Below are 13,449 nucleotides of genomic sequence, written 5' to 3' on the forward strand. Positions count from 1 at the left end.
TCCAATCCCGGGCGGTCATGCTCTGGACGCGATCCGGTGCGTCCTCGAGGCTGCGTAGCGCACTGACGAGTTGATCTTCAAGGGCATCGATGCTGTCGAAGACGCGGTTGTGGAAATGCTTTTCTCGGAGCTCGTCCCAGAGGTGCTCTTGCGGGTTCAGCTCTGGAGAATACGGTGGCAGGAAGAGCAAGCGCAGATTGTCGGGTAGCTGAAATTCCGTACTTTTGTGCCAGCCAGCACCATCGAGAACCATGGTGATGTTGTCGTTGGGGTGGCGGCAGGCGATCTCGTCCCTGAAGATTTGCATGCAGTCGGAATTGCCATGAGGGAGCACCAGGCTATCGAAGCAACCGTCCTGAGAAATGTCGTCTACTCTCGCATTTTGCGAGAGTCAAAATGACCCTGCTGTCGATCTTTTCCCGCCTGGAAGACCCGCGCCGCGGACCAGCCAAGCGCAATGGTTTGCGCGAGATCCTCGTGATGGCGATCTGCGCGGTCTTGTGTGGCGCGGATGACTGGGTCGAAGTCGCCGAGTGGTGTGAAGACGAAGCGGACTGGCTCAAAGGATTTCTCGACCTTCCACAGGGCACACCCTCGCATGACACCTTTGGCGACGTCTTCCGCGTACTGGATCCGGACGTCTTCGAATCATGCTTCCGCGAATGGATCGGTGGCCTTGTTGGCGTCGTGAAAGACATCATTGCGCTCGACGGCAAGACGGTGTGCGGCTCGAAGGACGGCGCGATCCCGCCATTGCATCTGGTAAGCGCCTACGCCACCGCGCTGGGACTCACGCTCGGCCAGGAAGGCGTCGCCGGCAAAGGCAACGAACTCAAAGCGATCCGCGCGCACTGGAGTGTCGAGTCGATGCACTGGGTCCTCGACGTGACCTTCCGGGAAGACGCCTGCCGGGTGCGCAAAGAGGACGCCGCACGCAATCTCTCGCTGCTGCGCAAAATTACTCTCGCCATGCTCCGCCTCGATACCGCTTATCCCAAGAGCGGTCTCCGTCAGCGCCGCAACCGTGCTTCCCGAAAACCGCTCTACCGCGCTGAACTCCTCGGCCTTCGGCCTCGGTCTCAGACGAGCACCACGAAATCAATTCAATGATGAATGTGTAAGCGATTGCCGTGGGCCAGTTGCGCGGCGATTGCGCGTTCAACCGCACCGTGAACCTCGGAAGCGGTCATGCCGAGTTCTGCAGCGAGTTCTGCAGCCAAAGCCGCGTGGGTCGGTGCCGGGCCGTGTTCGAGTGCCAGGCGAAACAGGACGACCAGGTCCTGAGGTCGTAGCGCAACTTGTCGGCTGGATCTTGGGCGAGGCATCGCGTAACTCCGTCATTCGCTATTCGCGAATAGCGAATACATGCGCAACGGGAAGTACTGGCAATGTCTGCGAACGTGGCAGCCGAATGCCCCGGATAAGCCGGGGCAACGCCGGAATCAGCGCTTGAGCTTGGCGAACGCCGCAGCCATGGCGCCGGCCGGTTCCGGCTGGCGTTGTTGCTGTTGTTTCGCCTTGTTGCTCATCGGCACACCGCCGCTCTTCTGGTTCGGTGCCGGGTCGTCGGTGAGGCGCATGGTGAGGGCGATACGCTGGCGCGGCAGGTCGACTTCGAGCACCTTGACGCGCACGACGTCGCCGGCTTTCACGACTTCACGCGGATCCTTGACGAACTTGTTGGAGAGCGCCGAGATGTGGACGAGGCCGTCCTGATGCACGCCGATGTCGACGAAGGCGCCGAAGTTGGCGACGTTGGTGACGACGCCTTCGAGCAGCATGCCGGGGCGCAGGTCCTTGACGTCTTCGACGCCGTCCTTGAACACGGCGGTCTTGAACTCGGGGCGCGGGTCGCGGCCGGGCTTTTCCAGTTCCTTGAGGATGTCCTGCACGGTCGGCAGGCCGAATTTATCGTCGGTGTATTTCGTCGGTTGCAGCGATTTGACGAGGCGCGAGTCGCCGATCACGTCGCGGATGCCCTTCTTGATGTCGGCCAGGATGCGCTCGACCAGCGGGTAGGCTTCCGGGTGCACCGCCGAGGCGTCGAGCGGGTTGTCGCTGCCGTTGATGCGCAGGAAGCCGGCGGCCTGCTCGAAGGTCTTGGCGCCCATGCGCGGCACTTCAAGCAGCGCCTTGCGGTTGGTGAAGGCGCCGTTCTTGTCGCGGTAAGAAACAATGTTCGCGGCGAGCGTGCTGTTGAGGCCGGAGACGCGGGTCAGGAGCGGCGCCGAGGCGGTGTTGACGTCGACGCCGACGGCGTTCACGCAGTCCTCGACGACGGCGTCGAGCGCGCGTGCCAGTTTGGTCTGGCTGACGTCGTGCTGGTACTGGCCGACGCCGATCGATTTCGGGTCGATCTTGACGAGTTCGGCCAGCGGGTCCTGCAGGCGGCGGGCGATCGACACGGCGCCGCGCAGGCTCACGTCGAGTTCGGGGAACTCGCGCGCGGCGTATTCGGAGGCGGAATAGACCGATGCGCCAGCTTCGGAGACGACGATCTTGGTGAGATGCAGTTCCGGCACCCTCTGGATCAGGTCGGCGGCGAGCTTGTCGGTCTCGCGCGAGGCGGTGCCGTTGCCGATGCTGACGAGGTCGACGTTGTGTTTCTTCGCCAGCACGGCCAGCGTGTGCAGCGCGCCGTCCCAGTCGCGGCGCGGTTCGTGCGGATACACCGTGGCGGTGTCGAGCAGCTTGCCGGTGGCATCGACGACGGCGATCTTGCAGCCGGTGCGGATGCCGGGGTCGACGCCCATCGTCGCGCGCGGGCCGGCCGGCGCGGCGAGCAGCAGATCGTGCAGGTTGGTGCCGAAGACGCGGATCGCTTCTTCCTCGGCGCGCTCGCGCAGGGCGTTCATCAGGTCGAGTTCGAGGTGCATGAAGACCTTGATGCGCCACGTCCAGCGTACGGTGTCGGCCAGCCACTTGTCGGCAGAACGACCCTGGTCGGCGATGCCGAAATGTTTGGCGATGCGCGCTTCGCAGGGGTTGTGGCCGACCGGCTTGTTGGCCTCATCGAGTTCGGAATCCAGCACCAGTGCGACTTGCAGCGCGCCTTCGTTGCGCCCGCGGAAGAGAGCGAGCGCGCGGTGCGACGGTACAGCGCTGACCGGCTCCGAGTAGTCGAAGTAGTCGCGGAATTTGGCGCCCTCGGTTTCCTTGCCTTCGACGACGGTCGATTTGACGACGCCGTGTTCCTCCAGATATTCGCGCAGCTTGCCGAGCAGCGCGGCGTCTTCCGAGAACTGCTCCATGAGGATCTGGCGTGCGCCGTCGAGCACGGCCTTGGCGTCGGCAAAGCCGCCGTCGGCGTTGATGAAGTTCTCCGCTTCGTCCTCGGGTTTCAGCGTCGGGTCGGCGAGCAATGCTTCGGCGAGCGGCGCGAGGCCGGCTTCGCGGGCGATCTGCGCCTTGGTGCGGCGCTTGGGTTTGTACGGGAGGTAGAGGTCTTCGAGGCTCTGCTTGGTTTCGGCGCCGTTGATCTGTGCGGCGAGGTCCGGCGTGAGTTTTCCCTGTTCGTCGATCGAGGCGAGGATCGCGGCGCGGCGCTCTTCGAGTTCGCGCAGGTAGGTCAGGCGCTCGTCGAGCGTGCGCAACTGCGTGTCGTCCAGCCCGCCGGTGACTTCCTTGCGGTAGCGGGCGATGAACGGCACGGTCGCGCCTTCGTCGAGCAGGCCGACAGCGGCGACGACCTGGTGCAGGGTGCTGCCGATTTCTTCGGCGATCTTCTGGGTGATGCGGAGTTCTGCGGAGGATGCCATCAGCGTTCCGGTCTCGAAAAAAGGGCGAACTATGCGCAATCGGGACGTAAAACTCAAGTATGCGGCACGGCGTGCGCCCGGAATGACAAATGCGCGTTGCTTTGTTGCAGGCCGTATACGATTCGGGTTAAATGGGGCGGCCGTACTTGCGTGCTCAACTTTATCGGGGTCTTGAGATGAATATCGATATCGAACGTCTTGGCTTGAAGAATTTTCAGATTGATCCGGAGACCCTGATCACCTTCCCTGAAGGTATCGCGGGCTTCGAGCAGTGCAAGCGCTTCAAGCTTTTCCACGAGGAGGGCAAGGCGACGATATTCTGGCTGCAATCGCTCGATGACACGAACGTGCTGTTTTCGATCGTCGAGCCGGAGTCATTCGATATCGAGTACCAGATCGACCTGTCGGACGCGGATTGCGAGTTGATCGACTTGCAGCGACCGGAAGATGCCGCGGTCGTTGTCATTGTCTATCGCAACGAGGCGGAAGGCGGCAAGATCGCGGCAAACACCCGCTCGCCGGTGATCCTCAACCTGCGTAGCCGCAAGGGCATGCAGAAGTTCTTGCGCGAAGTGCATCCGACGCTGCTTTACCGCGCGCGCTGACTCTCTCCGCCGGACCCGGCCGGGGCCGGCTGTGCCACAAAGCAACGCTGGAAAAAGCCGGGTGCTCTCTGTAGACTCCCGGCTTTCTCGATGAAGCGCGCCCAAAGCGAGTTGGCATTCTTTCGGGTTTGCGCAGTCACCTCTCCTTTCACCCTCTGTTGGCTCTGATTATGTTTTCTTTGCATTGCGGCCTGGCGAACGCCGTATTCGGCAGGTTGAAGCATGGCTATTGACGAACAATCCCTCATGGACGTTGCCCCCGCGCTGCAGTTGCTCCCCGTCGGCGATACGGCGTGGACCGTCGAATTCGGCGTGCGCATCGACCCGGCGCTGCACGCGCGCGTGCTCGGGCTGGCGGCGGCGCTCGACGCGGCTCGCAAGGAAGGCGCGAACAAGGATCTGGCAGCGATCGTCGACGTCGTGCCGACCTTTCGCTCGCTGACCGTCCATTACAACCCGCTCGCTTGCGACGGCGAACGTCTCGGCGAGGCGCTTGCGCTGATGGCGGAATCCTCGGGCGCGGCGACGCAGGAAGGCCGGCACTGGCTGATCCCGGTCTGCTTCGATGACGACTTCGCGCCCGATCTCAACGATCTGTGCGAAACCAAGGGAATGACCCGCGACGCCGTGATCGCGCTGATGACCGAGGCGACCTTTCAGGTCTACATGATCGGATTCATGCCCGGCTTCCCGTACATGGGCGGTTTGCCAAAGGAACTCGAAATGTCGCGCCTCGCCTCGCCGCGCAAGGTGGTGCCGGCACGCTCGCTGGCCGTCGCCGGTTCGATGTGCTCGGTCTATCCGTGGGAGAGCCCGGGCGGCTGGCGCTTGCTCGGGCGCACGCCGATCCCGATGTTTTCGGCCAAGGAAGTCGAAGCGCCGTCGTTGCTCGCTTCGGGCGACCGCGTGCGCTGGCAGTCGATCGATCGCGCGACGTACGTCGAGAGGGAAAACGCCGTTGCCGGTGGCGCATTCGAGCGCAAGAGTCTGCTCGTCGGCAAGGAGGGCAAGTGATGCGAGCGCTGATTGAAGTGATCGATGGCGGCATCGGCAACAGCATCCAGGATCGTGGCCGGCTTGGTTTTCGTCATATGGGGATCACCGTCTCCGGCTGGATCGACCCGATGCTGGCGCGCTGCGCCAACGCGCTGGTCGGTAACGAGGCGAACAGTGCCTGCATCGAGATTCGCGGCGCCGGCCCGACGCTCGTCGCGCGCGATGGCCGTTTCCGCATGGTGCTGACCGGCGACATCACGGCAACCCTGAAGCGCGAGTTTGGGCAGGCGCGCGAGGTGCCGCCGTGGACGAGCTTCACGCTGGAAGCGAACGATACGCTGGAAATCGGCTACATCGCCGGCGGAACGGCTTACCTCGCGGTGGGCGGCGGCATCGATACGCCGATCCAGCTCGGCAGCCGGTCGACCTATCAGCGCGCCTTGATCGGCGGCGTTGACGGCCGGCCGCTGGCGACGGGCAACCGGCTCGCGGCCAAGCCGATCCGCGACCCGAAGTTCCAGGAGTACCGCGCCGAGCCCTGGTCGCACGATCAAGGCCCGATCCGCGTCGTGCTCGGCCCGCAGGAGGATCACTTCGACCCGGCGTCGGCCAAGGCCTTCGTCGAAAACGGATACACGGTGACGACGCAACTCGACCGCATGGGCGTGCGACTTGAAGGCACGGCGCTCGCGCATGTGTCGAAAGCAGCTGCGGACATTGTCTCCGACGGCGTCACGCCCGGCTCGATCCAGGTGCCGGGCAACGGACAGCCGATCATCCTGCTCGCCGACGCACAGACCGTCGGCGGCTATCCGAAGATAGCGACCGTCATCTCCGCCGACCTGCCGCGTCTCGGGCAGGCCAAACCGGGCGACACGATCCGCTTTGCCGCCGTCAGCGTGCGTGAAGCGCGCGATGCGCTCGTCGCGCGCGAGAAGCGCTGGAGCGACTGGGTCGCCGGCGTCAAATTCGGCCTGCCGGCGCCGTGCTCGATGTCCGACGACATGGGCTACGGCTGGCTGGGCGGCGAAGACTACTAAATCCGTGGAGCAAACATGAGCAAGAAACTGAATCTGAATTCCGATCTGGGCGAGAGCTTTGGCGCCTGGGACATGGGCAGCGACGACGCCATGCTGCGCATCGTCAACTCCGCGAACGTGGCCTGCGGCTACCACGCGGGCGATCCGCTGGTGATGTGCAAAACCACCAAACTCGCGGAAGAGTGCGGCGTGAGCATCGGTGCGCATCCGGGCTACCCCGACCTGCAGGGCTTCGGCCGCCGGCGCATGGACATCCCGCTGGTGGAACTCGAAGCCATGCTCATCTACCAGATCGGCGCGCTCGATGCGTGTGCGCGGTCGCAGGGCGGACGGGTGACGCACGTCAAGCCGCACGGCGCGCTCTCCAACATCGCCTGCGCCGACCGCAAGGTGGCCGACGCCGTCGCGCGCGCGGTAGCGAAGCTCGATCCGTCGCTCGTGCTGCTGGCGCCGTCCGCCTCGCAGCTCGTTCTGGCCGGCCGTGAGCTGAATCTGACTATCGTCGAGGAGATCTTCGCCGACCGCGCCTACACGGACGACGGCAACCTCGTCCCGCGCAGCCAGCCGGGCGCGATGATTCACGGCGCCGAGGCCAGCCTGCAGCACGTCATGCGCATGGTCGAGGAAAGCGCGCTGATCTCGATCAACGGCAAGCGCATTCCGGTCAATCCGCAGAGCATCTGCGTGCATGGCGACAACGCAGACGCCGTGGCGACGGCACAGGCGATTCGCGATGGCCTGCTCAAGGCCGGCTACGTGCTGACCACGATTCCCGAACTGGTCTGACCCCTTCCCCTGGAGAGCGACCCATGACCTTGCGCATCATCATTACCGGCGGCACCTTCGACAAACAGTACGACGCGATCCGCGGCCAGCTGACCTTCAAGGACACGCACCTGCCCGACATCATCAAGCAGGTGCGCAGCAGCGTGCCGATCGAGCTGGAAATCAACCAGATGGTCGACAGCCTCGACATGCAGGACGAAAACCGCCAGCGCGTGCTCGGCGCCTGCCGCAAGGCGCACGAGAAGATGATCGTCGTCACGCACGGCACCGACACCATGCCGGAAACCGCCGCCGTGCTCGGCCAGGCGGTGAAAGCTGGCGACCCGGCGCTGGCCGGCAAGAAGATCGTATTCACCGGCGCGATGGTCCCGTACTCGGTGTCCGGCAGCGACGCGCTGTTCAACCTCGGCGGCGCCGTGCTCGCCGCGCAGTTGACGCAGCCGGGCGTCTACATCGTGATGAACGGCCGCTGCTTCCATTGGGAAAACATCCGCAAGAACAAGGAGGTCGGCGTCTTCGAGGGCGACGCGCTGTAGGGTCCTGCAACATGCGAAGAACGCGGGCCGCGCATCGGAAGGTGCGCGGCCCGTTGCTTTCCTGGGTGACAGCGAGCGTTTCTGGTGTGCGCTGCATTGCTCCACCGTGTCGGCCGGCGCCGTTTGACCTTGGCGTGCGGCGCCGCATGGTCTTGAATGAAGCCTGTGAACGTGTCGTTGAACGGGTCTGAAGGGAGGCAGCACCATGAACGCGGACGAACCGGATGCCAATGCGCTCGCCGGTGGTGAGCTTCGCCGATCCTTGCCGCCCTACCGTTTGCCCGTTGATGACCTGATTGACCTGCTGGAAACCCGCCGGGCGCGCGGCCTGAGCCCGTCCGAAGCGAAGACCCGGTTGCATCTGCACGGCCCGAACGAACTGCCGGCGCCGCGCCCGGTGCCGGAGTGGGTGAAATTCCTTCGCCAGTTTGCCGATCCGCTGATCATCCTGCTGCTGTTCGCCACGGTCATCTCGCTGACCGCCTGGCTGATCGAGGGCGCCCACGGCGTTCCGTACGAGACGCTGACCATCGTCGCGATCGTCATCTTCAACTCGGTGCTCGGCTATCTGCAGGAGCGCCACGCCGAGGAGGCCGTGGAAGCGCTCAAGGCGATGGCCGCGCCGACGGCGCGCGTCCTGCGCGACGGCGAGCCGTGCCAGATCCCCGCCCGCGAGGTGGTGCCGGGCGACATCCTGCTGATCGAGGAAGGCGACACCCTGCCGGCCGATGCGCGGGTCATCGAGTCGATCGTTCTGCGCGTCGCCGAAGCCGCGCTGACCGGCGAGAGTTCGCCGGCGTCGAAGAATCCGGAGGTCATTTCCGTGGAGGCCGGCATCGGCGATCAGGAAAACATGGTGTTCAGCGGCACCTCGGTGACCACCGGGCGCGGCTCGGCCGTCGTCGTGGCGACCGGTGCGAACAGCGAGATCGGCCGCATCGCCGGCAGCCTGCAGACGACGCAGGAAGTCCCCACGCCGCTGCAGAAGGAGCTCGACCACGTTGGCTATTTCCTCGGGCGGCTGGTCATCACGCTCGCCGTGATCATGGGCGCGACGCTGACGTGGCTCAACCGGGGCGAATACTCGCTGGAGCATTTCGTGGCGATCCTGATGTTCTCGGTCGCCCTCGCGGTCGCGGCGGTGCCGGCCGGGCTGGTGGTGATCAACACGATCACCCTGTCGATGGGCATGGCGCGGATGGCCAAACGCAACGTGATCGTCCGCCGCCTGAGTTCCGTGGAAACGCTCGGTTCGACGACGGTCATCTGCTCGGACAAGACCGGGACGTTGACGCGCAACGAGATGACCGTGCGCCGCGTCGTCGTGCCCGACGGCGCGGTCGACGTTTCCGGCATCGGTTACGCGCCCGAGGGCGGCCTGACGCATGGCGGTGCACCGCTGGAGTCAGGGCCGCTGCAGGCCGCGGTCGAACGCCTGCTCTATTCGGCGGAACTCGCCAACAATGCGCGGCTGGTCAAGTCGGGCGAGCGCTGGACGATCCAGGGCGACCCGACCGAAGCCGCGCTGATCGTCGCCGCACGCAAGGCCGGGATCACCCGGGACTATCTCGACGAGCGCTTCATCCGCATCGGCGAGATGCCGTTCACCTCCGAACGCAGGATGATGAGCACCGCGCACCGCGACGCGACGAACGCGGGCTTCATCGGCATCGCCGCCAAGGGCGCGCCCGACGTGCTGCTCGGCTGCTGCACGCACGAGCAGGTCGGCGACACGCCTCGTTTGCTGACCGACCAGCGGCGCAGCGAATGGGCGGGGACGATCGACGCACTGGCCGCCGACGCGTTGCGCACGCTGGGTGTCGCCTACCGCCTGCTGCCGCACGCGGCGCTGGAACACGGCCTGACCGAACGGCACGAGGAGGAAATGGTGTTTCTCGGCGTCGTCGGGATGATCGACCCGCCGCGCCCGGAAGCCGCCATCGCGGTTGAGGCGGCACGTGCCGCCGGCGTGCGTACGATCATGATCACCGGCGACCACCAGATCACCGCCGCCGCCATCGCCGCCGAACTGGGAATCATCGAGAAGGGCGCGCGCGCGCTCTCCGGCGCCGAGTTGCAGAAGATGAACGACGCGCAGCTGCGCGACGCCGTACGCAATTGTTCGGTGTATGCCCGCGTCGCGCCCGAGCACAAGCTGCACATCGTCTCCGCCCTGCAGGACGAAGGCTATATCGCCGCGATGACCGGCGACGGCGTCAATGACGCCCCGGCGCTGAAAAAGGCCGACATCGGCATCGCCATGGGCATCACCGGCACCGACGTCTCCAAGGGGGCGGCGGACATGGTGCTGACCGACGACAACTTCGCCTCGATCGTCGCCGCCGTCGAAGAAGGCCGGACGATCTTCGCCAACATCCAGAAGTGCCTGCGCTTCCTGCTCTCGTCGAACGCCGGCGAGGTGTTCTTCATGTTTTTCGGCGTGTTGCTGGCCGGCGTCATCGGCCTGCAGGGCGAGTCCGGCTCGACGATCACCGTTCCGATGCTGGCCGTCCATATCCTGTGGGTGAACCTGCTGACCGATTCCGCGCCGGCGCTGGCGTTGAGCGCCGACCCGGTCGACCACGACGTGATGCGCATCCCGCCGCGTGACCCGGCAAGCCACGTGATCGACGGGCCGATGTGGCGCGACATCTACTTCGTCGGCGCGATCATGGGCGTGGGAACACTGGCTGCCACCGACTGGATCCTGCCCGGTGGCCTGATCCCCGGCGGCACCGGCGACGCCTCGCGTGCGCAGACGATGGCCTTTACCACGCTGGTCTTTTTCCAGGTCTTCAACGCGTTCAATGCGCGTTCACGCACGCGCAGCGCCTTTTGCGGGCTGTTCGACAACCGCTGGCTGTGGCTGGCCATCGTTGGCGTCAGCCTGGCGCAGGTCGCCGTCGTGCATGTGCCCTTCCTGCAAACGGCATTTCACACCGAGGCGCTGACTGTCGGTGAATGGCTGTTCAGTGTGGTCATCAGCAGCAGCGTGTTGTGGGCCGTCGAGCTGCGCAAGCTGGTCTGTCGCGGGCGCCGAGGCTGAAAGAAAACGGGCCGCGCATCATCCGACGCGCGGCTCGCACTGCGATCGATGGCGCTGGTTAAAGCGGCGACCCGAGTTCGCGCACGTAGCGTCGCCATTGGGCGACGTAGCGGTCGGCGCTGAGTTGCAGGTTGGCGACTTCCTCGTCGGTCAGTTCGCGCACGATGCGGCCGGGCAGACCGACGACGAGCGAGCGGTCGGGGATGACCTTGCCTTCCGGGATCAGCGTGTTGGCGCCGATCAGGCAGTTCTTGCCGATCACGGCGCCGTTGAGAAGCGTCGAGCCCATGCCGATCAGGCTGTTGTCGCCGACCGTACAGCCGTGCAGGATGACGCGGTGGCCGACGGTAACGTTCTTGCCGACGACCAGCGGGATGCCCGGGTCGGTGTGCAGCACCGAGTTGTCCTGGATGTTGCTGTTTTCGCCGACCGAGAGAAGATCCGTGTCGCCGCGCAGCGTGCAACTCCACCAGATCGATGCGCCCTTGGCGATTTCGACTTCGCCGATCACGGTGGCGTTGGGGGCGATCCAGCTGTCCGGATCGATTTTGGGAGAGAGTTCTCCGAGCGAATAAATCGACATTTCCTGTCCTTGCAAAACAAAAGGTTTGATAATCAGTGGGTTATTGGTGGTGCAGGGCTTCGATCGGGTCGAGCGCGGCGGCCTTCCGGGCCGGATAAATCCGGAAGAATACGCCAACTCCGGCGGCAACGGCGAAGGCGACGAGGACGGCGTCGCCCGATATGACGATGACCATCTCGCTCAGCGCATCGACGAGCAACGCGCCGCCGATGACGAGCGAAACGGACGCGATGGCGCCGAGCAGCAGCGACATGACGTGCGTCGTTTCGCTGCCGAATCGGCCGCGGCGGCGAGGTTGCGGATGAAGAAGTCGTCGTCCTGATCGCGGCCGTCGAGATTCTGCCCCTTGGGCGCGAGCGTTCCGATGATCGTGAAGGGCGTCTGGCGGATGCGGATCGTCTTGCCGACTGGGTTCTCGTCGGCCTCGAAGAGGTTTTCGGCGGTCGTCTGGCCGATCAGCGCGACCCGCGTCGCCGAGCGCACGTCGGCGTCGCTGAAGTTCTGGCCGTCCTTGAGGAACCACTGCGCGCGCGGCGATGCAGGCCGGAGTCGTGCCGACGACCGTCGCGTTCCAGTCCTTCGCGCCAGAGATGATCTGTTGCGTCCCCTGATGCACCGGTGCGACGTTGATCACGTAGAGATTGCTGCCCATCGTGCTGATCGTCTGCGCCACGGCAAACTGCCCGCCCTGGCCGATCGCCATCATCAACACCACCGAGCCGACGCTGATCACCATCCCGAGCATGGTCAGCGCCGTGCGCATGGGTTCGAACCCATCGCGTGCCTGGCTTTGTCGACGACATGCGATGCGGCGACTTACTCCGCGGGTTGCGGAACGAGGCCGCTGTCCTCGTCGAAGTCGTCTTCGTCGTCGATGACGGTGGTCGTGCGTCCGGTATCGCTGTCGAGGTCGATTTCATCGTAGGCGAGCAAGCGCGTGCCGTTCTTCAGGCGGTAGCCGAACCAGATGACGAAGAACAGCGGAATACCGATGTAGGTCGCGGCGACGCTCGACCAGTCGATCGCGTCGGCCATGAACGCCTGGTAGTTCTGTCCGAGCGTGATCGCCAGGCAGAGTGCGAAGGCGAACAGCGGCCCGAGCGGGAACAGCGTCGCGCGGTAGGGCAGTGCGGCGAGCGAACGGCCCTGCGCGACGTAGGCCTTGCGGAAGCGGTAGTGGCAGATGGCGATGCCGAGCCAAGCGATGAAGCCGGTCATGCCCGAGGTGTTGAGCAGCCAGAGGTAGACCGTCTGGTCGCCGAAGATCGAGGTGAAGAAGCACAGCGCGCCGACCAGCGTCGTCGCGTAGAGCGCGTTCAGTGGCACGCCATTGGCCGACAGGCGGGCGAACAGTTTCGGCGCCTTGCCCTCGCAGGCCAGCGCATAGAGCATGCGCGTCGAGGCGTACATGCCGGAGTTGCCGGCCGAGAGCACGGCGGTCAGGATGACGGCGTTCATCACGCTGGCGGCGAAGGCGATGCCGGCGTTCTGGAAGACGAGGGTGAACGGGCTGACGCCAATGTCGGTGACCTGGCCCTTGAGCAGGTTCGGATCGGTATAGGGGATCAGCAGGCCGATGACCAGGATGGCGAACACGTAGAACAGCAGGATGCGCCAGAACACCTGCTTGACGGCGCGCGGGATGCTGGTCGACGGGTTTTCCGACTCGCCAGCGGCGATGCCGATCAGTTCGGTGCCCTGGAACGAGAAACCGGCGATCATGGCCACTCCGATCATTGCCGGCAGTCCACCGACGAAAGGCGCGTCGCCGCTGGTGAAGTTGGTCAGACCCACCGCCTCCTGGCCGTGCATCAGGCCGAAGATCATGTACACGCCGGTGATGATGAAGACGATCACGGTGACGACCTTGATCAGCGCGAACCAGTACTCGCTCTCGCCGAACCCTTTGACCGAGATCGCGTTGAGCGCGAACATCAGCGCCAGGAAGACGCCGGACCAGACGACGCCGGGTACGTCGGGCAGCCAGAATTTCATCACGATGCTTGCCGCGGCGAGTTCGACGGCGATCGTCACCGCCCAGTTGTACCAGTAGTTCCAGCCGATGGCGAAGCCGAACGCCGGATCGACGAAGCGCGCGC

General features: G+C 64.8%; 12 protein-coding genes and 1 pseudogene. 7 read left to right on the forward strand and 6 right to left on the reverse strand.

The features are described from left to right. Positions 1 to 334, reverse strand: a 334-nt coding sequence (locus KBA32_RS11225; RefSeq protein WP_294358953.1) for a transposase, incomplete at its 3' end; no start/stop codon positions are given. Between the two features lie 62 nt (positions 335 to 396). Between KBA32_RS11225 and KBA32_RS11230 the strand changes: the two genes are divergently transcribed. Further along, a complete protein-coding gene (locus KBA32_RS11230) occupies positions 397 to 1,110 on the forward strand; it encodes an ISAs1 family transposase (RefSeq protein WP_294358954.1) in 714 nt (237 codons plus the stop codon). Positions 1,111 to 1,442: 332 nt separating this feature from the next. On the opposite strand, the gene KBA32_RS11235 is transcribed toward KBA32_RS11230, so the two are convergent. Then, entirely contained in the window at positions 1,443 to 3,758 is a 2,316-nt protein-coding gene (locus KBA32_RS11235) for a Tex family protein (protein WP_294358956.1), read from the reverse strand. 176 nt (positions 3,759 to 3,934) lie between these two features. Between KBA32_RS11235 and fliW the strand changes: the two genes are divergently transcribed. The 6 genes from fliW (at position 3,935) to KBA32_RS11265 (ending at position 10,767) form a co-directional block, all read left to right on the forward strand. Then, positions 3,935 to 4,363, forward strand: a complete 429-nt coding sequence (gene fliW / locus KBA32_RS11240; RefSeq protein ID WP_294358958.1) for a flagellar assembly protein FliW — start codon at positions 3,935 to 3,937, stop codon at positions 4,361 to 4,363. Positions 4,364 to 4,585: 222 nt separating this feature from the next. Then, positions 4,586 to 5,377, forward strand: a complete 792-nt coding sequence (gene pxpB, locus KBA32_RS11245; protein WP_294358960.1) for a 5-oxoprolinase subunit PxpB — start codon at positions 4,586 to 4,588, stop codon at positions 5,375 to 5,377. Beyond that, the gene (locus KBA32_RS11250) at positions 5,377 to 6,399 is read left to right on the forward strand and encodes a biotin-dependent carboxyltransferase family protein (RefSeq protein ID WP_294358962.1); all 1,023 of its coding nucleotides are present in this window, start codon (positions 5,377 to 5,379) and stop codon (positions 6,397 to 6,399) included. Before pxpB ends, KBA32_RS11250 begins: the two co-directional genes overlap by 1 nt. A 15-nt stretch (positions 6,400 to 6,414) precedes the next feature. Next, a complete protein-coding gene (locus tag KBA32_RS11255; protein WP_294358963.1) occupies positions 6,415 to 7,185 on the forward strand; it encodes a LamB/YcsF family protein in 771 nt (256 codons plus the stop codon). A gap of 23 nt (positions 7,186 to 7,208) precedes the next feature. Further along, positions 7,209 to 7,721, forward strand: coding sequence for an asparaginase domain-containing protein (locus tag KBA32_RS11260; RefSeq protein ID WP_294358964.1), 513 nt, complete (start codon positions 7,209 to 7,211; stop codon positions 7,719 to 7,721). Positions 7,722 to 7,926: 205 nt separating this feature from the next. Continuing rightward, a complete protein-coding gene (locus tag KBA32_RS11265; RefSeq protein WP_294358965.1) occupies positions 7,927 to 10,767 on the forward strand; it encodes a cation-translocating P-type ATPase in 2,841 nt (946 codons plus the stop codon). Positions 10,768 to 10,825: 58 nt separating this feature from the next. Here KBA32_RS11265 and KBA32_RS11270 read toward each other — a convergent pair whose 3' ends face one another. The 4 genes and pseudogenes from KBA32_RS11270 to KBA32_RS11285 all read right to left on the reverse strand — a co-directional run. Next, a complete protein-coding gene (locus KBA32_RS11270; protein ID WP_294358966.1) occupies positions 10,826 to 11,350 on the reverse strand; it encodes a gamma carbonic anhydrase family protein in 525 nt (174 codons plus the stop codon). Between the two features lie 180 nt (positions 11,351 to 11,530). Continuing rightward, a complete protein-coding gene (locus KBA32_RS17145) occupies positions 11,531 to 11,833 on the reverse strand; it encodes an ABC transporter permease (protein ID WP_367113777.1) in 303 nt (100 codons plus the stop codon). Between the two features lie 112 nt (positions 11,834 to 11,945). Next, positions 11,946 to 12,113: pseudogene (locus tag KBA32_RS17150) on the reverse strand (ABC transporter permease); the annotation flags it as partial. A gap of 53 nt (positions 12,114 to 12,166) precedes the next feature. After that, a partial coding sequence (locus KBA32_RS11285) for an amino acid permease (protein ID WP_294358968.1) occupies positions 12,167 to 13,449 on the reverse strand: 1,283 nt, incomplete at its 5' end.

Origin of the sequence: Propionivibrio sp. (assembly GCF_017995515.1) — a bacterium.
Lineage (GTDB): Bacteria > Pseudomonadota > Gammaproteobacteria > Burkholderiales > Rhodocyclaceae > Propionivibrio.

Coding starts and splice junctions, on each gene's coding strand:
- KBA32_RS11235 (WP_294358956.1), bottom strand. CDS start 3,758: ATGGCATCCTCCGCAGAACTCCGCATCACCCAGAAGATCGCCGAAGAA.
- KBA32_RS11250 (WP_294358962.1), top strand. CDS start 5,377: ATGCGAGCGCTGATTGAAGTGATCGATGGCGGCATCGGCAACAGCATC.
- KBA32_RS11260 (WP_294358964.1), top strand. CDS start 7,209: ATGACCTTGCGCATCATCATTACCGGCGGCACCTTCGACAAACAGTAC.
- KBA32_RS11230 (WP_294358954.1), top strand. CDS start 397: ATGACCCTGCTGTCGATCTTTTCCCGCCTGGAAGACCCGCGCCGCGGA.
- KBA32_RS11265 (WP_294358965.1), top strand. CDS start 7,927: ATGAACGCGGACGAACCGGATGCCAATGCGCTCGCCGGTGGTGAGCTT.
- KBA32_RS11255 (WP_294358963.1), top strand. CDS start 6,415: ATGAGCAAGAAACTGAATCTGAATTCCGATCTGGGCGAGAGCTTTGGC.
- pxpB (WP_294358960.1), top strand. CDS start 4,586: ATGGCTATTGACGAACAATCCCTCATGGACGTTGCCCCCGCGCTGCAG.
- KBA32_RS11270 (WP_294358966.1), bottom strand. CDS start 11,350: ATGTCGATTTATTCGCTCGGAGAACTCTCTCCCAAAATCGATCCGGAC.
- fliW (WP_294358958.1), top strand. CDS start 3,935: ATGAATATCGATATCGAACGTCTTGGCTTGAAGAATTTTCAGATTGAT.